Annotated in this window: 25 protein-coding genes and 1 tRNA gene; 15 read left to right on the top strand and 11 right to left on the bottom strand. The window is 61.9% G+C overall.

The features are described 5' to 3' along the window. The first annotated feature begins 6 nt into the window (after positions 1-6). Positions 7-660 (top strand): protein-L-isoaspartate(D-aspartate) O-methyltransferase, encoded by a 654-nt coding sequence (locus FJ974_RS14625; protein WP_140534393.1) that lies wholly within the window; start codon positions 7-9, stop codon positions 658-660. 137 nt (positions 661-797) lie between these two features. Next, positions 798-2,315, top strand: coding sequence for a LysM peptidoglycan-binding domain-containing M23 family metallopeptidase (locus FJ974_RS14630; protein WP_140534392.1), 1,518 nt, complete (start codon positions 798-800; stop codon positions 2,313-2,315). Between the two features lie 90 nt (positions 2,316-2,405). Here FJ974_RS14630 and FJ974_RS14635 read toward each other — a convergent pair whose 3' ends face one another. After that, a complete protein-coding gene (locus FJ974_RS14635) occupies positions 2,406-3,281 on the bottom strand; it encodes an ATP-binding protein (protein WP_140534390.1) in 876 nt (291 codons plus the stop codon). A gap of 265 nt (positions 3,282-3,546) precedes the next feature. On the opposite strand from FJ974_RS14635, the gene yajC reads away from it, so the two are divergent. The 7 genes from yajC (at position 3,547) to FJ974_RS14670 (ending at position 10,698) form a co-directional block, all read left to right on the top strand. Continuing rightward, on the top strand, positions 3,547-3,885 hold the full coding sequence (gene yajC, locus FJ974_RS14640) for a preprotein translocase subunit YajC (protein WP_140534388.1): 339 nt from the start codon (positions 3,547-3,549) through the stop codon (positions 3,883-3,885). Positions 3,886-3,940: 55 nt separating this feature from the next. Continuing rightward, positions 3,941-5,038 (top strand): SecDF P1 head subdomain-containing protein, encoded by a 1,098-nt coding sequence (locus tag FJ974_RS14645; protein WP_140534386.1) that lies wholly within the window; start codon positions 3,941-3,943, stop codon positions 5,036-5,038. Between the two features lie 184 nt (positions 5,039-5,222). Then, on the top strand, positions 5,223-7,775 hold the full coding sequence (gene secDF, locus FJ974_RS14650) for a protein translocase subunit SecDF (protein WP_140534385.1): 2,553 nt from the start codon (positions 5,223-5,225) through the stop codon (positions 7,773-7,775). A 224-nt stretch (positions 7,776-7,999) separates the two neighbouring features. Further along, positions 8,000-8,389: an Mth938-like domain-containing protein gene (locus FJ974_RS14655; protein ID WP_140534383.1), complete on the top strand. Its 390-nt coding sequence runs from the start codon at positions 8,000-8,002 to the stop codon at positions 8,387-8,389. Continuing rightward, positions 8,390-9,244 (top strand): phytoene/squalene synthase family protein, encoded by an 855-nt coding sequence (locus FJ974_RS14660; protein WP_181177182.1) that lies wholly within the window; start codon positions 8,390-8,392, stop codon positions 9,242-9,244. A 108-nt stretch (positions 9,245-9,352) separates the two neighbouring features. Beyond that, entirely contained in the window at positions 9,353-9,748 is a 396-nt protein-coding gene (locus tag FJ974_RS14665) for a hypothetical protein (protein WP_319023036.1), read from the top strand. Beyond that, positions 9,748-10,698 (top strand): sterol desaturase family protein, encoded by a 951-nt coding sequence (locus FJ974_RS14670; RefSeq protein WP_181177181.1) that lies wholly within the window; start codon positions 9,748-9,750, stop codon positions 10,696-10,698. The genes FJ974_RS14665 and FJ974_RS14670 overlap by 1 nt, the downstream gene beginning before the upstream one ends. An 8-nt stretch (positions 10,699-10,706) precedes the next feature. On the opposite strand, the gene FJ974_RS14675 is transcribed toward FJ974_RS14670, so the two are convergent. The 4 genes from FJ974_RS14675 to FJ974_RS14690 all read right to left on the bottom strand — a co-directional run bounded on the left by FJ974_RS14675 (position 10,707) and on the right by FJ974_RS14690 (position 13,304). Continuing rightward, on the bottom strand, positions 10,707-11,192 hold the full coding sequence (locus FJ974_RS14675) for a T6SS immunity protein Tdi1 domain-containing protein (RefSeq protein ID WP_140534378.1): 486 nt from the start codon (positions 11,190-11,192) through the stop codon (positions 10,707-10,709). 3 nt (positions 11,193-11,195) lie between these two features. After that, positions 11,196-12,605, bottom strand: coding sequence for a methylenetetrahydrofolate--tRNA-(uracil(54)-C(5))-methyltransferase (FADH(2)-oxidizing) TrmFO (gene trmFO, locus FJ974_RS14680; RefSeq protein ID WP_140534377.1), 1,410 nt, complete (start codon positions 12,603-12,605; stop codon positions 11,196-11,198). Positions 12,606-12,972: 367 nt separating this feature from the next. Further along, positions 12,973-13,113, bottom strand: a complete 141-nt coding sequence (locus tag FJ974_RS14685) for a DUF1127 domain-containing protein (RefSeq protein WP_140534375.1) — start codon at positions 13,111-13,113, stop codon at positions 12,973-12,975. A gap of 50 nt (positions 13,114-13,163) precedes the next feature. After that, positions 13,164-13,304, bottom strand: coding sequence for a DUF1127 domain-containing protein (locus tag FJ974_RS14690; RefSeq protein ID WP_140534374.1), 141 nt, complete (start codon positions 13,302-13,304; stop codon positions 13,164-13,166). Positions 13,305-13,531: 227 nt separating this feature from the next. Here FJ974_RS14690 and FJ974_RS14695 point away from each other — a divergent pair, with 227 nt between their 5' ends. Both FJ974_RS14695 and FJ974_RS14700 read left to right on the top strand, forming a co-directional pair. Next, a complete protein-coding gene (locus tag FJ974_RS14695; protein ID WP_140534372.1) occupies positions 13,532-14,656 on the top strand; it encodes a DUF2157 domain-containing protein in 1,125 nt (374 codons plus the stop codon). Further along, a complete protein-coding gene (locus FJ974_RS14700; RefSeq protein WP_140534371.1) occupies positions 14,653-15,231 on the top strand; it encodes a GDYXXLXY domain-containing protein in 579 nt (192 codons plus the stop codon). Before FJ974_RS14695 ends, FJ974_RS14700 begins: the two co-directional genes overlap by 4 nt. 137 nt (positions 15,232-15,368) lie before the next feature. Here the strand turns inward: FJ974_RS14700 and FJ974_RS14705 are convergent. Continuing rightward, positions 15,369-15,453: transfer RNA gene (locus FJ974_RS14705), tRNA-Leu, on the bottom strand. 343 nt (positions 15,454-15,796) lie between these two features. Here FJ974_RS14705 and tig point away from each other — a divergent pair. From tig to FJ974_RS14725, 4 genes are all read left to right on the top strand, one after another. Continuing rightward, entirely contained in the window at positions 15,797-17,275 is a 1,479-nt protein-coding gene (gene tig / locus FJ974_RS14710) for a trigger factor (RefSeq protein ID WP_140534369.1), read from the top strand. 256 nt (positions 17,276-17,531) lie between these two features. Further along, a complete protein-coding gene (locus tag FJ974_RS14715) occupies positions 17,532-17,912 on the top strand; it encodes a c-type cytochrome (protein ID WP_140534368.1) in 381 nt (126 codons plus the stop codon). A 35-nt stretch (positions 17,913-17,947) separates the two neighbouring features. After that, positions 17,948-18,877: a heme o synthase gene (locus tag FJ974_RS14720; protein ID WP_140534366.1), complete on the top strand. Its 930-nt coding sequence runs from the start codon at positions 17,948-17,950 to the stop codon at positions 18,875-18,877. Between the two features lie 365 nt (positions 18,878-19,242). Next, complete coding sequence (locus FJ974_RS14725) at positions 19,243-20,061, top strand: DUF2189 domain-containing protein (protein WP_140534364.1); 819 nt, start codon at positions 19,243-19,245, stop codon at positions 20,059-20,061. A gap of 42 nt (positions 20,062-20,103) precedes the next feature. Here the strand turns inward: FJ974_RS14725 and FJ974_RS14730 are convergent, their stop codons facing one another. The 5 genes from FJ974_RS14730 to ctaD all read right to left on the bottom strand — a co-directional run bounded on the left by FJ974_RS14730 (position 20,104) and on the right by ctaD (position 24,316). Beyond that, on the bottom strand, positions 20,104-20,577 hold the full coding sequence (locus tag FJ974_RS14730) for an aminoacyl-tRNA deacylase (protein ID WP_140534363.1): 474 nt from the start codon (positions 20,575-20,577) through the stop codon (positions 20,104-20,106). A gap of 121 nt (positions 20,578-20,698) precedes the next feature. Beyond that, positions 20,699-21,091, bottom strand: a complete 393-nt coding sequence (locus FJ974_RS14735) for a cytochrome C oxidase subunit IV family protein (protein ID WP_140534361.1) — start codon at positions 21,089-21,091, stop codon at positions 20,699-20,701. Between the two features lie 23 nt (positions 21,092-21,114). After that, on the bottom strand, positions 21,115-21,834 hold the full coding sequence (locus tag FJ974_RS14740) for a heme-copper oxidase subunit III family protein (RefSeq protein ID WP_140534359.1): 720 nt from the start codon (positions 21,832-21,834) through the stop codon (positions 21,115-21,117). Positions 21,835-21,845: 11 nt separating this feature from the next. Further along, positions 21,846-22,550: a cytochrome c oxidase subunit 3 gene (locus tag FJ974_RS14745; RefSeq protein WP_140534358.1), complete on the bottom strand. Its 705-nt coding sequence runs from the start codon at positions 22,548-22,550 to the stop codon at positions 21,846-21,848. After that, complete coding sequence (ctaD, locus tag FJ974_RS14750; RefSeq protein ID WP_140534356.1) at positions 22,547-24,316, bottom strand: cytochrome c oxidase subunit I; 1,770 nt, start codon at positions 24,314-24,316, stop codon at positions 22,547-22,549. Before ctaD ends, FJ974_RS14745 begins: the two co-directional genes overlap by 4 nt. Positions 24,317-24,321: the final 5 nt, after the last annotated feature.

The raw sequence follows: 24,321 nt of genomic DNA on the forward strand, positions 1-24,321 counted from the left end.
TTTGGCATGAACATGGCTGTCGACGACCGCGAAGGTTTTGCCGCTTTCCTGCTTCGGCTGCGTGGCCGGGGCATGGCGCCCAAGGCCCTGATTGCCGCCTTCGAGGCGACGCCGCGGCGCGGTTTCCTCTCCGCGCAGTTCCATTCGATCGCCTGGTCGGACGGCATGCTGCCGATCGAATGCGGTGAGGCGATTGAGGGCGCGGATCTGCAGGCGGCGGTGATCGCGGCGCTCGCAATCGAGCCGGGCAACCGCGTGCTCGAGATCGGCACCGGGTCGGGGTATACGGCTGCGGTGATGTCGCGGCTTGCCGCGCGCGTCGTCACCATCGATCGCTACAAGACCTTGACCGAACAGGCCAGGCAGCGCTTCGAGGCGCTCGGCATCGGCAACGCCTTAGCGCGCCAGGCGGATGGCTCCAACGGCCTGCCGACCGAGGGGCCTTTCGACCGCATCGTCGCCTGGGCGTCCTTCGACAGCCTGCCGCGCTTCCTGCTCGACCAGTTGTCGAGCGGCGGCATCGTCATCGCGCCGATCGGGCCGGAGGAGGGCGAGCAGGTGCTGGCCAAGCTGACCAAGGTCGGCAGCCGTTTCGAGCGTGAGGACATCGGCATGGTCAGGCTGCAGCCGATCCTGCGCAGCCTCGCTGCCGTCATTTAGCGGACTACCGGACATCCGCCAAAACGCCGTCGAATGTTTTAAGAAAATTTTCGTCGGATTCTAATGGGTTAACCCGCCGGTAACATTAACACGCTTTAATCGGGCCAGTTTGTACCGGGTCTGTGCGGGTTAATGCGATGCAATTCAATGTTTTGAAGGCAAACGGACGCATTCTGGCGCGTGGCTGCGCCCTCATCCTGATCGCCGGCGCCGCAGCCGGGTGCAGCTCGCAGGCGATGCGCTTCAATGGTGTCGATGACGTCTTCACCTCATCCACCAACAACCAGCGCGCCATCATCAACAAGCAGAATGCCGACCAGCCCTATCCGGGCGACACATCGGTCGCGCCGGCGCCGGTCGACGGCAGCCACACCCAATCGGTGAGCCGCTCCAGCCTGGAGCCGGTTTCGGTCCAGCAATTGCCGCCGCCGTCGCAGGCGGCCGCTTCACCCGCCAGGCCGATGCGCACCGCCGCGGCTCCGGCGCCCGCGCCGGCTCCTGCCGCGCCGCACCTGGACAAGACGGCGACCGGTACGGTCACGCCGGCGACGAAGCCGTTCAAGACCGCCGAGCCTGATGCAACGCGCGCCGCAAATGCGACGCCGCATGCCACAGAGATCGTGGTCCGCGAGGGCGAGACGCTGTCGGGCCTGGCGCAGCACTATCATGTGCCCGCCGACGCCATCGCCAAGGTCAACGGGATCGACCCGAAGAAGGGCATCCGGAGCGGTCAGAAGATCGTCATCCCGGCCTATGCTTATTCGAGTAAGGCGGAGCCGAAAGTGGCCGACGCCAAGCCCGCCAATGCTCCAAAGAAGCCCGCCAGCGGGCAGGACAAAGTCGCCGTTTTGCCGCAGCAGCCGAAGGTCAAGGACGGCAAGTCCGCCGCGCAGATCGATGCGTCGGCAGCGGCAAGCGGCTCGAAGAACGCCAGGCCCGCGCCGCAAGTGGCCGCCGCCAAGCCGGCAGGCGCCGGCGGCAGCTATACCGTTCAGCAGGGCGACAGCCTGTCCTCGATCGCCAGGAAGACGGGTGTCAGCGTCACCGCGCTGAAGCAGGCCAACGGCATGGAAAACGGCCTCTTGAAGATCGGCCAGACGCTGAAGGTTCCGGCCGGCGGCACCGTTGTGGCCTCCGCCAAGCCTGCGGTCGATCCGGTGACGACGGCGACGACGCCGCCGCCGGCAAAGGCCACGCCGTCGGAGACGCTCGCCTCCTACACGCCGCCGAAGAAGGACGCCAAGGTCATTCAGCAAGCCGAGGATGAAGACGCGGTGGCGCCGGATGCAACCGGCATCGGCAAGATGCGCTGGCCGGTGCGCGGCCGCGTCATCTCCAGCTTCGGCGCCGGCAAGGACGGCGTCGACATCGCGGTGCCGGAGGGGACGCCGGTCAAGGCGGCCGAGAACGGCGTCGTCATCTATGCCGGCGACGGCCTCAAGGAATTCGGCAACACCGTGCTGGTGCGCCACGAGAACGGTCTGGTCACCGTCTACGGCCATGCCAGTTCGATCGAGGTGCAGCGCGGCCAGAAGGTCAAGCGCGGCCAGGAGATCGCGCTGTCCGGCATGAGCGGCACCACCGACTCGCCGAAGCTGCACTTCGAGGTGCGCAAGAACTCGGCCCCGGTCGATCCGACCGGCTATCTCGAATAGAACAAGAACCGTTTGCGGGCCGCCTGACCTCCAGTCCGATCCCGCCGTCTTCGGCCCGCTCCGTCAGGAGCGGGCTTTTTCAATTCCAGATCAATCCTTGAGCGGTCTGCCGAGCCGCCCGGCGAGGTCCTGCGTGAACTGCCAGGCGACGCGGCCGGAGCGGCTGCCGCGCGTCGTCGCCCATTCCAGCGCCTCGGCGCGCAGCGTGTCGGGATCGATGGTCAGGCCATGATGACGGACATAGCCGTCGATCATGTCGAGATATTCGTCCTGCGAGCATTTGTGGAAGCCGAGCCAGAGCCCGAAGCGGTCGGAGAGCGAGACTTTTTCCTCTACCGCTTCGGACGGATTGATCGCGGTCGAGCGCTCATTGTCGATCATATCGCGCGGCAACAGATGCCGCCGGTTGGAGGTGGCATAGAAGATCACATTGGCCGGCCGGCCCTCGACGCCGCCTTCGAGCGCCGCCTTGAGAGACTTGTAGGAAGTGTCGTCATGGTCGAAGGAGAGGTCGTCGCAAAACAGGATGAAGCGATAGGGCGCGGCCTTCAGCAGCCCCATCAGCTTCGGCAGCGTGTCGATGTCCTCGCGATGGATCTCGATCAGCTTGAGTGGACGGTCGAGCTTGTCCGAAGCGTTGACTGCGGCATGCACGGCCTTGACCAGCGACGATTTGCCCATGCCACGGGCGCCCCACAAAAGCACGTTGTTGGCCGCGTAGCCGGAGGCGAAGCGCTCGGTGTTGTCGACTAGGATGTCGCGGACGCGGTCGACACCGCGGATCAGGCCGATGTCGACGCGGTTGACCTTGTGCACCGGTTCCAGAAAGCCGGGATCGGCCTGCCAGACGAAGCAGTCGGCCACCGCAAGGTCGGTCTGCGGCATCGGCGGCCGGGCGAGGCGGGAGACCGCCTCGATCAGGCGGTCGAGCTTCTTGTTCAAGGCATCCAGGCCGGTGTCGGTCATCTGAGGTCTTTGGTCTGGCATTTCAGGTGCGGAAACGGTTTTCCAGGGGCGCGGCAAGAACCGGCTCCAAGCTTTTGTTGGAACATGCTCCTTTCGGCAAGCCCGATACCGTTTCTCGCCGAGACGCTCTAGCATGGGCCAAACGGCTGGAAAAGCAACGGATTCGCTCCCTCGCGCAGTTGCATTGGCAACTTTACCGACTATATTCCGGCCAAATTTCGCGGGGCCGCCTCGGAGCGGTTTGTCATCATCCAGGAGTATCTTGATGTTCGTCACACCGGCATACGCCCAAGGCGTCGGCGTCTCGCCCGACATCTACCTTCAGATTTTGCCGTTTGTCCTGATTTTCGTGATCATGTATTTTCTGATCATCCGGCCGCAGCGCACGCAGCTGAAGAAGCGCCAGGAAATGCTGTCGGCGGTGCGCCGCGGCGACACGGTGGTGACCGGTGGCGGTTTCGTCGGCAAGGTGACCAAGGTGATCGACGACAACGAGCTGGAGATCGACCTTGGCGGCGGAACCAAGGTGACGGCATTGCGCTCAACGATCTCGGATGTGCGGGTCAAGGGCGAGCCGGTGGCGAACCAGAACGCCAAGAAGTAAGCTGGAGACAAATGGTCCTGGGGCAAAGTAATCTGCCGGTAATGGGCAACGCCGAATGCGATTTTCGCGCCTCACGAAGATCCTGATCGGGCTGGCCGTCGCCGTTGTGATTATCTTCGGCCTGCTCATTGGCGCGCGCTCCATAAAGCCCGATGGGCCCTTCGACGACCTTCTTGCTTGGGTGCCGAAGCGGCAGACGCGTTTCGAACGGCAGGGCGGTTCGCAGTTTCTGCTTGAAGTGGACAAGAACGATCTGATCGAGTCACGTCTCGAGACGGTTCTCGAGGACGTCCGCTCGCTGCTGAGGAATGCCAAGATAGGCTATCGCGGCCTTTTCGTATCGGATCGCGAGTTCAGGGTTCATATTTCGGATCCAGCTGAGATCGATGCCGCCAAAACGGCCCTGAAAATATTCACCGATCCGATCGCCGGAGATAATCCGATCAGGGAGTTCGTGCTCGATGAGCCCGAACCGGGATTACTCAGGCTCACGCTGACAGGTGAGGGCATGAAACTGCGGAACTCGATGGCGATGGTTCCCTCAATGGAGACCGTCAGGCTCCGGGCCAGCGAAAGCGATTCCGAACCGATCGTGCAGCAGCAAGGTGATGACCGCATCCTGCTCCAGGTGCCGGGCCTGCGGGACCCGCAAAGGCTGAAGGAAATTCTCGGCCGGTCCGGCAGGCTGACATTTCAGATGATCGATACGTCCTGGCCGATTGAGGATGCGCTCAAGAACCGGCCGCCGCGAGGGTCTTCGGTGCTGTTTTCACAAGACGAGCCGCCAGTTCCTTATCTGGTCGAAGATCGCGTCATTGTTTCCGGCGACAACATCGTCGATGCACGGGCGACATACAACGCGGCCATGGATGCGCCTGTCGTTTCGTTCCGGTTCGATGCCAAGGGTACTGCGCGTTTCGGGGAGGCGACCTCGCAGAATGTCGGCAAGCCGTTTGCCATGATCCTCGACAATCAGGTGCTTTCGGCCCCTATCATCCGTGAGCCGATCCTTGGCGGTTCCGGCCAGATATCGGGCAACTTCACCAAGGAGAGCGCGGATGATCTTGCTTTGATTCTGCGTTCCGGTCCGATGGCGGCATCGCTGAAAATAGTCGAGGTACGCACGATAGCGCCCGGCGGCGTTCAGAATTAGAATTGCAACCGACAGAGGCGATGACACCAAGCGCGATTCCAGCGAGCGCACCAAATTGACCTCAGCGCGCTCGACAATCGATGACGTGCGGGTTAAGGGCGTGCCGGTGGCGAACCGAGACGCCCAGAAATAACCGAATTATCGGCGGAATAGTCCGCCAGCATGCCCTGACGGACGACGATATATGCTCTATTTTTCGCGCCTGAAGATGATCCTGATCTGGCTGGCCGTGGCCGTCACAGTGATCCTCGCCGCGCCCAACCTCTTCCCGGCAAGCATGCTGGCGCAATTGCCGAGCTGGGTGCCGAAGCGGCAGATGACGCTTGGCCTCGACCTGCAGGGCGGCTCGCACATCCTGCTGCAGATGGATCAGAACGATCTGATCAAGGACCAGCTGCAAACGACGCGCGACGAAATCAGGACGCTGCTTCGCGATGCCAAGGTCAACTACACCGGACTTTCGGGGTCCGGGCGTGTTGTGCAAGTGCGCATCAATGATCTGTCCCAGGTCGATGCGGCAAAGGCAGCGCTGAAGCCGATAACGAATCCGGTGAATGCCAGCCTGTTTACCGGCGGCTCGGTTCAGTCGATGGCGTTGGATGATTCCGAGCCCGGGCTTCTCAAGTTCACCGTTACCGACGCTGGCATCAAATACCGGACGTCGACGGCGCTGTCGCAGGCAATCGAGGTCGTCGAGCGACGCGTCAATGCGCTTGGCACCACCGAGCCGATCGTGCAGAGGCAAGGTGACGACCGCATTCTCGTACAGGTGCCCGGTCTTCAGAACCCGCAGCGACTTAAGGATATTATCGGCCAGACCGCCAAGCTGACGTTCCAGATGGTCGATACCTCGATGCCGGTCCAGGATGCAATGAAGGGCCGCCCGCCGGCAGGCGATGCAGTCCTCTATTCGCAGGACGATCCGCCGGTCCCTTATCTGGTCGAGAACCGGGTCATCGTCTCGGGCGAGGACCTCTCGGCGGCGACGCCGACGTATAATTCGCAGACCAACGAGCCGGTGGTTTCATTTACCTTTAATTCCCGGGGCGCGACCCGCTTCGGCCAGGCGACATCGCAGAATGTCGGCAAGCCGTTTGCAATCATTCTCGACAATCAGGTGATTTCGGCGCCTGTCATCCGGGAGCCGATCCTGGGCGGGAGCGGGCAAATTTCCGGCAATTTCACCGCTGAGAGCGCCAACGATCTGGCCGTGCTGCTGCGTGCCGGCGCCCTGCCGGCAAAGTTGACGATCATCGAGGAGCGCACGGTTGGTCCGGGCCTCGGCCAGGACTCAATCCATGCCGGCAAGGTGGCGGGCGTGATCGGCTCGATACTCGTCGTCGCCTTCATGTTCGTCGCCTATGGCTTCTTCGGCTTTCTCGCTAATGTCGCGCTGGCGGTCCACGTCGCTATGATCGTGGGGCTGCTCTCGCTGCTCGGCGCCACGCTGACCTTGCCGGGTATCGCCGGTATCGTGCTGACCATCGGCATGGCGGTGGACTCCAACGTGCTCATCTATGAGCGTATCCGCGAGGAGCGACGAAACGGCCGCTCGGTGATCCAGGCGATCGACACCGGCTTCTCCAAGGCGCTGGCGACCATCGTCGATTCCAACGTCACCTCGCTGATCGCGACGGTGGTGCTGTTCTGGCTGGGCACCGGCCCGGTCAAGGGCTTTGCCATCACCTACGCCATCGGCATCCTGACCACGGTCTTCACCGCCTTCACCTTCACCCGCATGCTGGTGTCGATCTGGCTGCGCCGTGCGCGTCCGAAGGAATTGCCGCGCGCGCCGGTCACCTTCATTCCGCCGGGAACGAAGATCCCGTTCATGGGCATCCGCCGCTGGACATTCGCGCTGTCCAGCACATTGTCGATCCTGTCGGTCGTCGGGTTCCTGACGCTTGGCATCAACTACGGCATCGACTTCAAGGGCGGTTCGCTGATCGAGGTGCAGTCCAAGCAAGGCGACGCCAATCTCGGCGACATACGCAGCAGGCTCTCGGAGCTCAACATCGGCGAGATTCAGGTGCAGCAGTTCGGCGCGCCGAACGACGTGCTGATCCGCGTCGGCACGCAGGACGCCGGCGAGAACGCTGAGCAGACCGTCATCGATAAGGTGCGCGGCGAACTGCAGGACCAGTACGACTTCCGCCGTGTCGAGGTGGTGGGGCCGACCGTTTCCGGCGAACTCGCCAAGCAAGGCACGATCGCCATGCTGATCGCGCTGGTCGGCATCCTGCTCTATGTCTGGTTCCGCTTCGAATGGCAGTTCGCGGTCGGTGCCATCGTCGCCACGGTCCACGATGTGGTGATGACGATCGGCTTCTTCGTTCTATCGGGACTGGAGTTCAACCAGTCTTCGCTGGCGGCGATCCTGACCATCATCGGCTATTCGTTGAACGACACCATCGTCGTCTATGACCGTGTCCGCGAGGATCTTCGAAAATACAAGAAGATGCCGCTGCCGCAGCTTCTCAACAACGCCATCAATGAGACGCTGTCGAGAACAACGCTGACCTCGGTGACCACTACTTTAGCGCTGCTGGCGCTGGTGCTGTTCGGAGGCGAGGTGATCCGCTCCTTCACCATGGCGATGCTTTTCGGCGTGGTGTTCGGCACCTATTCGTCGATTTTCATCGCCGCGCCGCTGCTGATCCTGTTCAAGCTCAGGCCGCAGGCCGCGACCGCCGACGAGGAGAAGAAGCCGGTGAACGGCAAGGCCGTGGCGACCTGACGTCATAGATCAGGATAACGTTTCGTTGAACCGTCATCCTGATCTAACCTTTTGTCGGAGCATGATCTTTTCCGAAAACCGGTTCCCACTTTTCGGGATCATGCTCTAGAGCCGGATGATTTCAGGTCGAGTCGACCTGAAATCTGAATCCGGCTCTAAATCAAAGAGATGGAGCATGATGTCGTCCGAAAACCGCTCCACACTTTTCGGCATGCTCTAGATCGATGGCCAAAGGCATTGTCATCCGCGAAGCGCATTTCCCCGGCCGTGCGCCAATCGAAGCCTATGGCAATGGCGGCTTCCGCTTTGCCGACATGTCGCACCGCGGCTCGCTGTTGTGCCTGCCGTCCGGCATTCACGGATGGGAGCCGGCCGATCCGCTGGCGCTGAAGGCATCCGACTTCGACAAGCTTTTCGCCGAGGCCGACAAGGTCGAGATCCTGCTGGTCGGCACCGGCAAGGATCTGCGGCCGCTGCCGGCTGCCTTGCGCGCGGCACTCAAGGAGGCGGGCATCTCGGCCGACCCGATGTCGACCGGCGCGGCGGTGCGCACTTATAACGTGCTTTTGGCCGAAAACCGCGCTGCGGCCGCGGCGCTGATCGTCGTCGACTGAATGGCCGGCACACCGAACATCGTCGTGGACGCGGTGCGCGCCGCCGACCATGACCGCTATCTCAGCGCGCTCTATGCGCCGGCCGATAAGCGCGATGCGATGCTTGCCCTTTATGCCTTCAATGCAGAGATCGCCGGCGCGCGCGACCGCATCCGTGAGCCGTTGCCGGGCGAAGTCAGGCTGCAATGGTGGCGCGATGTGATCATGGCCGGGGGCCAGGCTGATACCGGCCATCCTGTCGCCGATGCGCTGAGGGCGACGATTTCCGCCCATCGGCTACCGAAGACGGCTTTCGAGAACATGCTCGAGGCGCGCATCTTCGACCTCTATGACGACCCGATGCCGTCGCGCACCGATCTCGAAGGGTATTGCGGCGAAACCGCCGCGGCGCTCATCCAGCTTGTGGCGATGGTGCTCGATCCGGTCGAGGCCCCGCGCTCTGCCGAGCTGGCGGGCAGGGCAGGCTGCGCGCAAGCCATCACCGGTCTTTTGCTACTCTTGCCGCTGCATCGCAGGCGCGGACAATGCTACGTGCCGGCCGACATACTTGCGGCAGCCGGTTCCTCGCCGGAGGAATTCGTGAAAGGCGACGGCGGCCCCGGCGCGGAACGCGCCGTGGCGGCGATGATTGCGCTGGCCCGGGAGCATCTCAACGCTTTCGAGAAGGGCACGCCGGCGCTCCCGGTGTCGCTGCGCCCAGCCTTCCTGCCACTCGCGCTGACACGCGCCTATCTCGACAAGATGGAGACAGCAGGCCGGTCACCCCTTGGCCGTACTGCGACGCTCTCCACCTTGCGCCGGCACTGGCTGTTGTTGCGTCATGCGATGCGCGGCTGGGCTCCCTTTTTGACGTAAACGTCAATCGTGCTAGGGAGTCTCCCGGCCGGACCCGCCCGTCGAAGAAACGCGAGCCGCCGGAGGAGATGCCTTTTCATGAGCCTGCCCGTGCTGGTCGTCCTTGTCGTGTTCGGCATTGCGCTGTCGGTCGCGGCCGTACATTTCACCGGCGGCACCACGACCGCGACGTTTGCCAGCGCCGATCAGGCGCTCGCGCGTTTCGCCGAGGATTTTCCCGATGAAAAACCAGCGTCCGTGCGATTGACCGCGGACGGGCGCGCAGCGTTTCTCGATCTTGGCCCAGCGCGCTGCGGCATCGTCCAGAGTATCGGCGATTGTTTCCTGACACGCATCCTCACGCCGCGGGATGTTCTTTGCCTGACGACGGAAGGAAACGCGGTCGCCGTGAGAATGGACGATTTCACCTGGAAGGGCGGGCGATTTGTTTTTGGCAGCGCGGCCGACGCCAGGGCGGTGGCGACCTCGTTGCAGACGCAGGACCAGATCCGAAAGGCCGCGTGATGGATGACTATAATTTTCCGCAGGTCACCCAGCTTGCCATCCCGTTCTTCGTCGCCGCGATCCTGATCGAGCTCTGGCTGGTGCGTACCGGCCGCGCCAAGGGATCGTTCGAGACACGCGACACGCTGACCAGCCTGATGATGGGGACGGGCAACGTCGTGGCCGGCCTGCTGCTCGGCGTGGTGTCCTATTGGGCGTTGCTGTGGCTATGGCAATACCGTTTCTTCAACCTCGGCCTGTCGATCTGGGTGTTCCTCGCCGCCTTCCTGCTCGATGATTTGCGCTACTATGTCTATCATCGTATCGCGCACCGGGTGCGCTGGGTGTGGGCCGAGCACGTCAACCACCATTCCAGCCAGCACTACAACCTCTCGACGGCGCTGAGGCAAAGCTGGACCGGCCTCTTCACCTTCATGTTCGTGCTGCAGGCGCCGCTGGTGCTGCTCGGCTTCCATCCGGCGGTGATTGCCTTCACCTTCGGCTTCAACCTGGTCTGGCAGTTCTGGATCCACACCGAGGCGATCGGCAAGATGTGGGGCTGGTTCGAATTCATCTTCAACACGCCCTCGCACCACCGCGTCCACCACGCCACCAATCCGCGCTATCTCGACGCCAACTATGCCGGCACGCTGATCATCTGGGATCGCATGTTCGGCACCTTCGTCGAGGAACTGGAGGAAGACCGGCCGCGCTACGGCATCGTCAAGAACATCGGCACCTTCAACCCGCTGAAGGTGGCCTTCCACGAATGGATCGGCATGTTCAAGGATGCGCTAATGCCAGGGCTGACGCCGAGCGACCGCCTCAACTATCTGATCAAGCCGCCCGGCTGGAGCCATGACGGGTCGCGCGACACGTCGGAAACGCTGAAGGCGGCCTATGTGCGGAGGAATCCGTCAGAGGCGGGAAAGCCGGGATTGCCGCCAGCGGCTGCCGAACCGGCGGAGTAGGTACGAACCTAGTCGACGACCTTGATCCGCACCCTCGAATTGTCCGGCAATTCGTTCAACTGACGGTGAACGTTCGCGATGCCGACGAATTGCTCGCTGACCGGAGTCACGAACATGTTGTCTACGTCGAATTTTCCCTCAGCGAAGACAGGCAAGATGGTGAAGCCGTAGCATTCTCCCGCCTTGGGCTTCTTGCCCGCGGCGTGAAGGCGTTCGACAAGCGGCGGAAGGAACCACTCGTCAACGACATCGGGAGAGACCCGGATCATATCCTCAAAACGTGCCCGGTTGTGAGCGATCCGCTGGACCAAGCCCGTTCCGGTGTCTAGCCAATGAACCTCGTTGTTCGGTTGCTCGACAAACATGCCCCCGACCATTGAGCAGACCAGTGGGGTCCAAGGCTCAGGCAAAAGCCACGACCACGCTTTCGCTGTCGCCAGCGCTACATCGGGCTCAAATTGGAAAGCGATGTCCTGCCAAATGACGTCAGCCACAGGTTACTCTGCCGCCTGCGCCTGCGCCGGCAGCCCCAGCCACGCCCTGCAATCGGCCAGCGCGCGCGAGGTGATGGCGTGCCGTTTTGCAATAGTTTTGTCCTTGCCGCGCAGGCGCTTGCCTTCGGTCCTGGGTGCTTCGACCGGCGGGAACAGGCCGAAATTGACGTTCATCGGCTGGAAGGAGCGTTTGCCCGGCTCGTCGTCCGAAACGATGTGACCGCCGGTGATGTGGTTGAGCAGCGCGCCGAAGGCGGTCGTTAGCGGCGGCACCGCCGGCGCGTGGCCGAGCCGCTCGGCGGCGGCGAAGCGGCCGGCGAGCAGGCCGATCGCCGCGCTCTCGACATAGCCCTCGCAGCCGGTGATCTGGCCGGCAAAGCGCAGGCCGGGCCGGGCCTTGAGCTGCAGCGAGGCATCGAGCAGCGTCGGCGAGTTGATGTAGGTGTTGCGGTGCAGCCCGCCGAGGCGGGCGAACTCGGCCTTCTCCAGTCCCGGAATGGTGCGGAAGATGCGCACCTGCTCGGCATGCTTCAGCTTGGTCTGAAAACCGACCATGTTGTAGAGCGTGCCCAGCGCATTGTCCTGGCGCAACTGGACGACGGCGTAGGCTTTCACCGCCGGATTGTGGACATTGGTCAGGCCCATCGGTTTCATCGGACCGTAACGCAGCGTCTCGACGCCGCGCTCGGCCATCACCTCGATCGGCAGGCAGCCGTCGAAATAGGGCGTGCCTTCCCATTGCTTGAATTCGGTTTTCTGGCCTTCAACCAGCGCCTGGACGAAGGCAAAATACTGCTCCTTGTCCATCGGGCAGTTGATATAGTCCTTGCCGGTGCCACCGGGTCCGACCTTGTCGTAACGCGACTGGAACCAGGCCGTGTTCATGTCGATCGTGTCGAAATGCACGATCGGCGCGATGGCGTCGAAGAAGGCGAGCGCATCGGCGCCTGTGGCTTCGGCGATCGACCGGGCAAGCGAAGGCGCGGTCAGCGGGCCGGTGGCGACGATCGCCTGATCCCAATCGGCCGGCGGCAGGCCGGGCACCTCCTCGCGCTGAATGGTGATCAGCGGGTGCGCCTCGATCTTCCTGGTCACCGCTTCGGAAAAGCCGTCGCGGTCGACGGCAAGCGCGCCGCCGGCCGGAACCTGGTTGGCATCGCCGGCGCTCATGATCAAGGAGCCGGCGAGCCGCATTTCGGCATGCAGCAGGCCAACGGCGTTGTTTTCTGCATCGTCGGAGCGGAAGGAGTTGGAGCAGACGAGCTCGGCCAAACCGTCGGTCTTGTGCGCATCGGTGCCGCGCAGCGGGCGCATTTCATGCAGCACGACCGGGACGCCGGCTTCAGCAATTTGCCATGCGGCTTCGGAGCCGGCGAGGCCGCCGCCGATGACGTGTATGGGATTTTTGCTCATAAGCGCCGGAATAATCGCTTGGCGGTCCGATTGCAATGTCGCGTGGGCGGTAACGCTCGGCGCCACGCGGCTTCAGCCCCCAAAACAACAACACCCGCCGGGGGAGGAGATCCGGCGGGTGTCGTTTTGGTGGCCGATCTTCGGGAGGAGGTGAAGATCGACCGTATCCGTCATCGCCGGGGAGGAGGTCGGCTTTGACGAAATTTCTTTTCGCTTAGAAGACGAACTGCGTTCGCTTCGGAAACAACGCCCGCCGGGGGAGGAGGTCCGGCGGGCGCCGTTTTTATGGTCAACCCTCGGGAGGAGGTGAAGGTTGACCGTATCCGTCAGGGTCGGGGAGGAGGTCGACCCTGGCGAAATCGCTTGGTTAGATCGCCTTGCGGGCGACCATCTTGATCTCGTCGCGAACGATGCCGAGATCATGGAGCTGGCGGTTCGAAAGCCGACCCAGCTCGGAAACCGTGTCGCGATAAACGCGCCAGTTACGGTAGCTGCGGATCAGGTTCATGTCGTTACTCTCTTCAAAACTGGTTCGGACCATTTGCGGCCCGAAGCGGATTAGATCGCCTTGCGGGCGACGTAGTGGATGTCGTGGCGGCTGATGCCGAGATCGGTCAGCTCACGGTTCGACAGGCGGCTCAGCTCGGAAACAGTTTCCCGGTAGCGGCGCCAGTTGCGGTAGTTGCGGATCAGGTTCATGGTAGTGCTCGTTTCGTCTTTTCATTCCGTTTGTGTACGAACGGAAAATAGGCAGGGTCATATCGATTTAAAAGTGCCATTGGCGCATGGCAGCAATGCAAATTGTGCATTGCAGCATTAATGGCCGGTCGCGCCTGCGACACAAATAAGGCCGAATCGGAAAATGCCGTTGCGTCAATGGCTTGCCGGTAGTGGCCGAAAAAGCACCAGGCTCCTAGGGGAAGGATATGGCGAGCTACGCGACACGGGTGAGGGCCGATATCGCCCGATGGCGGGACGCAGGCCTGATCGATGCATCGACAGCCGCGGCGCTGACTGGCGATGTTGCCGCCCACGAGCGCGCCTCATTAAGCTTCGGCTCGATACTGGCGATGATGGCCGCCCTTTTGTTCGGCGCCGCGATCCTGATCTTCGTCGCCTCCAACTGGGACGCCATTCCGCGTCTGGTGCGGGTGGCGGCACTCTTTGCCGCCATCCTTGCCGGCTATGTCGGCGGCGCGGTGCTGAAGACGCGCGACCACGCCGCGATCGGCGAGGCGCTGTGGATCATTGCCGCCGCTGCGTTCGGCGGATCGATCGCGCTCATCGGCCAGATGTATCACCTGTCGGGCGACGAGGCGTCGGCGCTGGTCACCTGGGGCGCCGGCACGGCGCTGGCGGCGGTGGCGCTGCGCTCGAACCCGCTGACCGTCGCTGCCGTCGGCATCGCCGATGCGTGGCTGTTTCTCAACGGGAGCGAATTTTACTGGCATCCAGGTTTTCCGGATTTCTTCATTGTCGCGGCCATCGTTTTATTCGTCGCTTCGTTCTGGACGCAAAGCCAGGCCGCGCGCCACCTGATCATCCTGTCGATTGTCTTCTATCTTTTCATGCGCGCTATCGATCACGACCACGAGACGCTGCGGATCGCCATTCCGCTGGTCATCGTTTCTGCGTTGGTGTTCGCGGCCTCGGTCTTTGCAGGCGATCCGATCGACAAGGTCCTTCAGCTAGGTGGGCGGCTACCCTTGCATGCCTTGTTTGGCTTTCTTACCGGTCTGGCCATGGTCCAGTTCGAACTGGCGGACGGGAATACCTACAATGGCGGCTTTGCCATTGCCTCGATCGTCGCCTTGGCCGGCATCGTGGCGGCCATCATGCTGGCGGGGCGCGAGAGCCGGGGGCTGCGCTGGCTGGCCTATGCCGGCTTCGCCTTCGAGCTTGCCATCATCTACAGCGTCACCCTGCAATCCATGCTCGATACAGCGGGCTTCTTCCTGGCGGCGGCCGTGCTGCTCGGCATATTGGCGCTGGCCATTATCCGCATTGAAAAGCGCATGAGGATGCCTGCCGGGACAGGAGCAACGACATGACCGGGAAGAAGCTGATTATCTCGGCGCTGGTGCTGGCGCTCGTCCAGATCGGCTTCCTCAGCTGGATCATCGCCGGGCGCGCGGCGATCCTGCGCAACGGCAAGGAAATCCTCCTGAAGGTCGAACCCGTCGATCCGCGCGATCTTTTGCGCGGCGACTATATTTCGCTCAACAACAACATATCGCGCATCCCGGTGAAACTGATCGGCAACATCCCGCCCAACAAGTTCTCAAGCGACGATACCTCGATCGTGGTCCGGCTCAAGAAGGGCGCCGACGGCTACTGGCAGCCGACCTCGGCCTGGTTCGGCCACGCACCGGCGCCGGCCGGCGCGGATGAGGCCGATGTTGTCGGGCATGTCAGCGAAGGCTGGGATTTGCACGAGGAAGCGATGATCACACCAGACTACGGAATCGGGCGGTTCTACGTGCCGGAAGGCGAGGGAATGGCGATCCAGAACGATATGCGCGTGCGGCCGTTCGGCATAAAGCTGGCGCTCTCAGCCAATGGCACGGCACAGATCAAGGCGCTGATGGATGGCGACAAGACGCTGTTCGAGGAGCCGCTTTATTGAAGAGCTAGATGTCTTTGGTGTGAGGAGTTCGACGCGCGTTGACTGCGCCGGTCCTCCTTCGCAAGGCTTCGGAGGACACCTTCGGCTCTTCGAGCCTCAGGTGGCGGCGTGCCACCCGAAGCTCGAAGAGCGAAGGGTGGTGCGGATGAAGGGACTCGAACCCCCACGCCTTTCGGCACTGGAACCTAAATCCAGGGCGTCTACCAATTCCGCCACATCCGCGTCGCCCGGCAATCCCATGTAGCCATCATTCTGTCAATGTCGGCGCCAAAGGATGCTTATCCAGCCAATCGCGAAGATGGTTGAAAATTAGCCTAGCCTGTGACAAAAGGCGTGTCGAATGTGACGGGACGCGACGATCCGCTTCTGCAGAATGTGAGAAGAAGTAGGAAAAACAAAGACTTCTTCACATTTTGAAAGGCGCAGCTCAGGAGAGTTTGAGCCGCTTTAGCGGTCAAATCACCAGGTTCCGTACCAAAAGCCATTTCCGGCAAGATTATACCGGCAGGCTGTGAACGGCTAAGAACCGTTTGGCAGCCTCATTGGTGAAAACAAAGGTTTTAGGATGCAGGTCACCGAAACGCTCAACTCCGGTCTCAAGCGCGAGATCAAGATCACCGTGCCGGCCGGTGACATGGAAGCCAAGTTGTTGGCGCGGCTGAACGATGCCCGCGACAAGGTGCGGATCAACGGCTTTCGCCCGGGCAAGGTGCCGGTGCAGCACCTGCGAAAAGTCTACGGCAAGTCGTTCATGGCCGAGGTGGTCAACGAGATCCTCAACGACTCGACCCGTTCCATCATCACCGGGCGCGGCGAAAAGGCAGCCATGCAGCCCGAAGTGATCATGACCGAGGACGAGAAAGAGGCCGAAAAGATCCTGGCCGGCGGCGCCGATTTCGAATTCCGCCTTAACTACGAGGTCATCCCGGCGATCGAGATCAAGGATTTCTCCGACATCAAGGTGACGCGCCAGGTATTCGAGGTGCCGGAAGCGGAGATCGACGAGCAGGTCAAGCGCATCGCCGAATCGGCGCGCAGCTATGAGCCGAAGGACGGCAAGGCCGCCGAAGGCGACCGCGTGAGCATCGACTATGTCGGCAAGATCGGCGGCGAGGCTTTTGCCGGCGGCGCCGGCACCGACCAGCCGCTGGTGCTCGGCTCGAAGGAGTTCATTCCGGGCTTCGAGGACCAGTTGGTCGGCAGCAAGGCCGGCGACGAGAAGCAGGTCACGGTCACCTTCCCGGAAAATTACCAGGCGGCGCATCTGGCCGGCAAGGAAGCCACCTTCGACATCACCGTCAAGGAAGTGTCCAAGCCGGGCGAGCTGGAGATCAACGACGAGACGGCCAAGAACCTCGGCCTGGAGTCGCTGGAACGCCTGCGCGAGGTGGTGCGTGGCCAGATCGAGAACCAGTTCGGCTCGATGACCCGCCAGAAGGTTAAGCGTCAGCTGCTCGACCAGCTCGATGCCGCCTATTCGTTCGAAGCGCCGTCGAAGCTCGTCGAGGCCGAGTTCAACAACATCTGGGCGCAGGTCAACCGCGACCTCGAAGCGGCAGGCCGCACTTTCGCCGACGAGGACACCACGGAAGAAGAGGCGCGCGCCGAATATATGCGCCTTGCCGAGCGCCGCGTGCGTCTCGGCCTGGTGCTGGCCGAGATCGGCGAGAAGGCCGGCGTGACGGTGTCGGACGAGGAGCTGCAGCGCGGCCTGTTCGAACAGGTTCGCCGCTTCCCGGCCAACCAGCAGCAGGAGGCTTTCGAATTCTATCGCAACAACCCCGAAGCGCTGAACGCGCTCAGGGCGCCGATGTTCGAGGAAAAGGTGGTCGACCACCTTCTCGGCCAGATCTCGGTCACCGACATCAAGGTCAGCAAGGAAGAGCTGATGGCCGACGACGACGAGGCCGAGACCAAGGCCAAGCCGGCGAAGAAAGCCGCGTCGAAGAAGGCCGAAGCCAAGGCGGATGAAGCCGTCGACGAAACGGAAGAGCCGAAAAAGAAGGCCGCGCCGAAGAAGAAGGCCGCCAAGGACGCCGAGTAATACCGTTCCGCAACTGATTTTTGGAAGGCCGCCCTCGAAGGCGGCCTTTTTTATTGCCGGCGTTCATACCGATCCGCCTCGAGCCCGGCGTGAACTCTAAACCTTCGCAAATGTTGGCTTTTCCTACTCCTGGGCTGGATTCCGTGGTATGTAGGTAACGCAATTCCACTGGGGATGCGAATATTGCACTTTGCCATGAAGCGCGGGTGCCGCCGCAACGGGCACGCGTGCACATGGCGATCAGGGAGGAAATGCCATGCGCGCGATTGCGTTCTTAGCCATCATGCCTGTTGTTGCCTTCGTCGTGAATCCGTCACGGGCACAGGATGCCTCGGCGGGTGAGAAGGTCTTCACCAAATGCAAGGTGTGCCACATCGCCGACAAGGACCAGAACAAGGTTGGTCCGTCGCTGAACGGCGTTATCGGCCGCACCGCCGGCACACATCCAGGATTCAGCTATTCCCAAGCCATGATTGAGGCCGGAAAGTCCGGAACCAAATGGGATGAAGCGACGCTGACGACCTATCTCCATGATCCAAAGGCCATGGTCAAAGGAACGAAGATGGCGTTTCCAGGCCTTAAGAGCGACCAGGACGTGGCAAACGTCATCGCATACCTCAAACAGTTTTCCAAATAGCCGGTTCCTTCCGCCACCATCGACGGTCGTCTGCCATGTCGACTCACGAAGGCCACCTCAAGGGCACCAGCATCGGCCTATCGGAAGCGACGGCAGCCGATTTCTTCGCGCTGTTGAAACCACGGGTCATGGCGCTCGCTGTTTTCACGGCTTTCGTTGGTCTCATGGTGGCGCCCGGGGGGATGAATCCGGTCATGGCCGTGATTGCGATCGGCGCGATTGCCGCTGGAGCGGGGGCGGCCGGCGCGCTGAACATGTGGTACGACGCGGACATAGATGCGTTGATGTCGCGCACGTCAAAACGGCCGGTGCCGTCTGGCCGCGTCACGCCAGGTGAGGCGCTCGGCTTTGGCCTGGTGCTTTCCGCGCTTTCGGTGATGACGCTCGGAGTGCTCGTTGGGTGGCTTGCCGCATCGCTGCTCGCGTTCACCATCTTCTTCTACGTCGTGATCTATACGATGTGGCTGAAACGCTCGACGCCCCAGAACATTGTGATAGGCGGTGCTGCGGGCGCGCTTCCACCTGTCATCGGATGGGCGGCTGCCACCGGCGGGATCGGCATCGAAAGCCTTATCCTGTTCCTGGTCATCTTTCTTTGGACGCCGCCGCATTTCTGGGCGCTGGCGCTGTTCAAGGTTGGCGATTACGCCGTGGCCGGCATCCCCATGATGCCGAATGTGGCAGGCCAGGCTTCGACGAAGAAACAGATACTTGTCTATGCGCTCTTGCTGGTACCGGTCGGCGTACTGCCCTGGCTCCTCGGATTTGCCAGCGGGTTCTACGGAATCGCCTCGGCTGCATTGGGTGGCGGCTTCCTTTGGCATAGCTGGAAGGTTCTGACCGCTCCGGGTCCGGAAATGAGACCGGCGAAGGCGCTATTTGCCTATTCGATTTTCTACCTTTTCGCGCTGTTCGCAATGCTGCTTGCCGACGCCATCGTCATGCGCGCGGCAGCTGCGAATTGATGGTATCAGCAGTGGTCGCCCGGAGAGGAGACTGGCAATTGCCGAGGTGAACGCTTGAGCCCCGGCCTTTATGTCGGCAATGTCCAAAATCCCAGGACCAGCAGGACAGCGATGCCAAGCGCGAGTATGAGAAGCGTCCTTGCGTCCATGACCTTCTCCTTCGACATCAAGAATATCGAAAAAAGACTTTCGGAGCCAGCGCCCGATCCGAGCCGCTCCATGCCATGGTCCGATTCCGGAGCGACAAATCCCATGCAAGGGCGTATGTTGACTTAGGTGCAGGTCGCGGTTCGCGTGGCCAGCCATGCCGAACGGCAGCACCCGTGAGCTGCGACCTTGCCGGACCTGGTCTGGAGGGAATGGGCATGGCAAATTTTCATGTAATAGCAGGTGCCAGCGAGACGCTGGAGCATACTAAAATTCGAAAGATCGGTATTTCCGATCTCTTCGACGCGCTCAAGCGTGGCGTCGACGACTTCATGGTCAAGCCGTCGCACATCGTGTTTCTGTGCATGATCTATCCGCTCGCCGGCGTAGTGCTTGCCACCTGGACGTCGGGAGCAAACACGCTGCCGCTGCTGTTTCCACTGGTGTCAGGCTTTGCGCTGATCGGGCCGCTCGCGGCGATCGGCCTCTATGAGATCAGTCGCCGGCGCGAAGCCGGGCTCGATGCGTCCTGGAAACATGCTTTCGAGGTCAGGAATTCTCCGGCGCTGCCGGCCATCGCCGCCGTCGGCATCATGCTGTTTGCGATCTTCATCACCTGGCTTTTGACCGCCAAGATTTTCTACGAGCAGCTGTTCGGACCTGAGCCGCCCACGTCATTGTCCAGTTTCATAGCCGAAATATTCGCCACCGGGCGTGGCTGGACGCTGATCGCGTTGGGTCACGCCATAGGGTTCGTGTTCGCCGTGGTCGTGTTGTGCACCACCGTGGTCGCTTTCCCGCTGCTGCTCGATCGCGATGTCGGCGCCTACGAAGCCGTCCACACTTCGGTGCGCGTGGTCCTGGCCAACCCGGTAGTGATGGCCGTCTGGGGCCTGATCGTCGCCATTGCGCTGATCGTCGGCTCGCTGCCCGTGTTCGCGGGACTGGCGGTCGTGTTGCCAATCCTCGGCCATGCGACCTGGCATGTGTATCGCAAGGTTGTGGAGCCGCCACCCGGCCCCAGACCGGCCAAGTGAGCAAGGCCTGTCGTCGCCCACCGGCGAGCCGTGCAGGTGCGCTCAGAAGGCGGGGTGGCTGAACCGCGCCTGACGTGCGCCTGTGGTCAGGTTGCGGAAATCCTTGCCGCTGACATGCACGAGCGTTTTGTGGTCGCCACCCTCGAAATAGACATCGGCGGCATCGCGCAGGCTTTCATCCAGAATGACTGGCACATCATAGGCGGCGCCAATCGGCGGGACGGCGCCGATGTCGCAATCATCGAAGAGCGATACCACCTCGTCCTCGGACGCGAGCCCAAGGCGTTTGTCCATGACGTCCTGCAGCTTGTTGAGCTCGATCCTGTGGGTGCTTGGAACCACGGCCAACGCATAGCCGAGCTCGTGGTGGACGAGGACGGACTTCGCCATGATGCTGCCGGGCACGTGCGCGGCGATGGCGCTCTGTCTGCTGGTGGCGGTCCGATGGTGCGCGACGGTGTCGTAGGGGATTCCCTTGCCGTCGATAAAATCCCTCAGTCTGTTTGCTATCGTCATTTTTGGCCTCCCTTGCTTGAGTTCTCGACGGAAATCAAAATGGACCGGCGGCCTATTGTTTCAAGGCTCCGGCGGCTGCGGTTCCCGGCTGGTTATGCTGCGGCTGGGGTCGAATCGCGTGTCAGGGGCCGGGCCCGAAAAACGCGATGCGGGTCAACAGCGTATAGTCGGACTCGAAGACCATCATCGTCACGAAGACCAGCACCAGGATCGGCGGCAGAATGATCGCATACATCATCGCCAGCCGCTCCCAGGCCATGTGCATGAAGACGGCAACGATCAGCCCGGCCTTGAGCATCATGAAGATCAGGATCAGTGACCATCTGAGATAGCCGTGGAGGCCGAAATAGTCGACCAGATAGGAACAGGTGCTGAGAATGAACAGCCACGCCCAGACCACCAGATAGAGCTTGATCGGGTGTTCCTGATGCGTGTCCGTCTTGACGACCGCCGTCGCATCATGGGTGGCGTGCAGTACGTGTTGTCCGAGCCCGTTTGCGGTTGCTTCAGCCATGTCTTCCTCTCAAAGCCTGCCTCTCACCAAAGATAGAAGAAGGCGAAGATGAACACCCATACCAGGTCGACGAAGTGCCAGTAGAGCCCCATGATCTCGACGTTCTCGTAACGGCCACGGCGACTGGTGAAGAAGCCGGGCCGCCCAACGTCGAAATCGCCGCGCCAGACCTTTCGCGCCGTAATGATCAGGAAGATCACGCCGATCGTCACGTGAGTGCCGTGGAAGCCTGTGATCATGAAAAAGCACGAGCCGAATTGCGCGGCTCCCCACGGATTGCCCCAGGGCCGTACCCCTTCGGTGATGAGCTTGGTCCATTCGAAGGCCTGCATGCCGACGAAGGTCGCGCCGAGCGCAGCGGTCAAAAGCATCAGGATCGCGGTTTTGCGGCGGTCGCGGCGGTAGCCGAAATTGACCGCCATGGCCATGGTTCCGCTGCTGGAGATCAGCACGAAGGTCATGATGGCGATCAGGATCAGCGGGATCTCCGTGCCGCCGATGCGAAGCGCAAAGACCTCGCTCGGATTTGGCCACGGCACGCGCGTGGAGATGCGCGCGGTCATATAGGAAAGCAGGAAGCAGCCGAAGATGAAGGTGTCGCTGAGCAGGAAGATCCACATCATGGCCTTGCCCCAGGACACGTTCTTGAACGCGCGCTGATCCGAGGCCCAGTCGGCCGCAATACCGCGCAGGCCGTCGGGGCGGGCCATCGAGCTGGAATGCGTCAGTGTCGTCTCGGCCATCGCCGGGTCTCCTAGGTGAGCAGCCGTTGGCAAATGTCGATGAACGTCGCCGCCCAGCCGGCCAGAACGGCGAAGATGCAGAGCCAGACGAAGAGGAGGAAGTGCCAATACATTGCGCAGAGCTCGACGCTGAGGCGCAGCCGCTCCGGACGAGCGCCATTCCAGGCGCCAAAGCTCGTCCTGCCAAGGCCAATCAGACCGCCCAGTATGTGCAGACCATGCATTGCGGTGATCAGATAGAAGAAGCTGTTGGCCGGGTTGGAGGCCAGCAGGTAGCCGTCTTCGGTGAGCTGCCGCCAGGCCATCAACTGGCCGGCAAGGAAGGCGAGGGCGGTCAGTCCGGCCGTTGCAAGACCGAGCCTGACCATGTCCATCTGGCCTCTTCGTGCGGCGACCACGGTACATTGCAGTGCGACGCTGCTCAGCACCAGCACGCCGGTGTTCAGCCAGAGCAGGCGCGGCAGCGGCAGCGGCTGCCAGTCCGGCAGGCCCATGCGCATGAAATAGGCGCTGGTAAACAGCGAGAACAGGCAGCCGACAACGGCGAGGAAGACGCCGAGGCCGATCTTAGCGGTGGGCAGGGCCGACCGGTCGGAGCCGACGAAATCCCCGGCCAGGCCTTGCTCCAGCCACGGCTTGGATGTCAGTCGCTGGTGCGAAAGCCACCAGCCGGCAAAACCGGCGATGACAGCCAAGAAGACCAGGATGACGCTCATGCCGGCTCCCTTGAGGGGGCGAAGGTGCCCGGCACGTTCTGCGGAATGAAGTCCTCCTTGGCCCCGGGTACGCTGTAGTCGTAGGCCCAGCGATAGACGACCGGCAGTTCCTTGCCAAAATTGCCATGCGCCGGCGGTGTCTGGGGTGTCTGCCACTCGAGTGTCGTCGCCCGCCACGGATTGCCGCCCGCCTCGCGGCCATGGCGGATGCTCCATATCAGGTTGAACAGGAACACCATCTGGGCGAAGCCGACGGTGAAAGCCATGATGCTGATGAACGAGTTCAGATGGTGGGCCGACTCCGTCATAATAGTCATGTCGGTCAGTTCGGCGTAGCGACGCGGGATGCCCATCAGGCCGAGATAGTGCATGGGGAAGAAGATCAGGTAGGCGCCGAGGAAGGTGACCCAGAAATGGAAGCGGCCGAGTGTTTCGTCGAGCATGCGGCCGGTTACCTTCGGGTACCAATGGTAAATCGCGCCGAAGATCACCAGGATCGGGGCAACGCCCATGACCATGTGGAAGTGGGCGACGACGAACATCGTGTCCGAAAGCGGCACGTCGACAACCACGTTGCCGAGGAACAGTCCGGTGAGGCCACCATTGACGAAGGTGACGATGAAGGCCAGGGCGAACAGCATCGGTATGGTGAGGTGGATGTCGCCGCGCCACAGCGTCAGCACCCAGTTGTAGACCTTGATTGCGGTTGGAATGGCTATGATCAGCGTCGTGGTGGCGAAGAAGAAGCCGAAATAGGGATGCATGCCGCTGACATACATGTGGTGCGCCCAGACCACGAAGCTCAACGCGCCGATGGCGATGATGGCCCAGACCATCATGCGGTAGCCGAAGATGTTCTTGCGCGCATGGGTGCTGATCAGGTCGGACACGATGCCGAAGGCCGGGAGCGCTACGATATAGACTTCCGGGTGGCCGAAGAACCAGAACAGATGCTGGAACAGGATCGGGCTGCCGCCATTGTGCTGCAACTGCGCGCCCATCTCCACGATCGCCGGCATGAAGAAGGAAGTGCCGAGCGCGCGGTCGAGCAGCATCATCACGCAGGCAACGAACAGCGCCGGGAAGGCCAGAAGCGCCATGACGGTGGCGGTGAAGATGCCCCAGACGGTGAGCGGCAGGCGCATCAAGGTCATGCCGCGCGTGCGCCCCTGCAGCACCGTCACGACATAGTTCAGGCCGCCCATGGTGAAGCCGATGATGAACAGGATGAGCGAAGAGAGCATCAGGATGATGCCCCAGTCCTGGCCGCCCGGCGTGCCGGTCATGATGGCCTGCGGCGGGTAGAGCGTCCAGCCTGCGCCGGTCGGTCCGCCCGGCGCAAAGAAGCTCGAGGCCAGAACGAGCACGGCGAGCAGATAGACCCAGTAGCTCAGCATGTTGACATAGGGAAAGACCATGTCGCGGGCGCCGACCATCAGTGGGATCAGATAGTTGCCGAAGCCGCCGAGGAAGAGCGCGGTCAGCAGGTAGATCACCATGATCATGCCGTGCATGGTGATGAATTGGTAATAGGCCTCCGGGGTAATGAAATCGAACGTGCCGGGAAAGCCGAGCTGCAGCCGCATCAGCCAGGACAGCACCAACGCCACCAGGCCGATCGCCGTCGCCGTCGCCGAATACTGGACCGCTATGACCTTGGCGTCCTGTGAGAAGACGTATTTCGTCCACCAGCTATGCGGGTGGTAGAGTTCCACCTCCCCGACTTCGGCGGGCGGCACAGCATCTGCGGGTGTGACATCGACCATGGGAG

This window comes from Mesorhizobium sp. B1-1-8 (assembly GCF_006442795.2).
In the GTDB taxonomy this organism is placed as follows: domain Bacteria; phylum Pseudomonadota; class Alphaproteobacteria; order Rhizobiales; family Rhizobiaceae; genus Mesorhizobium.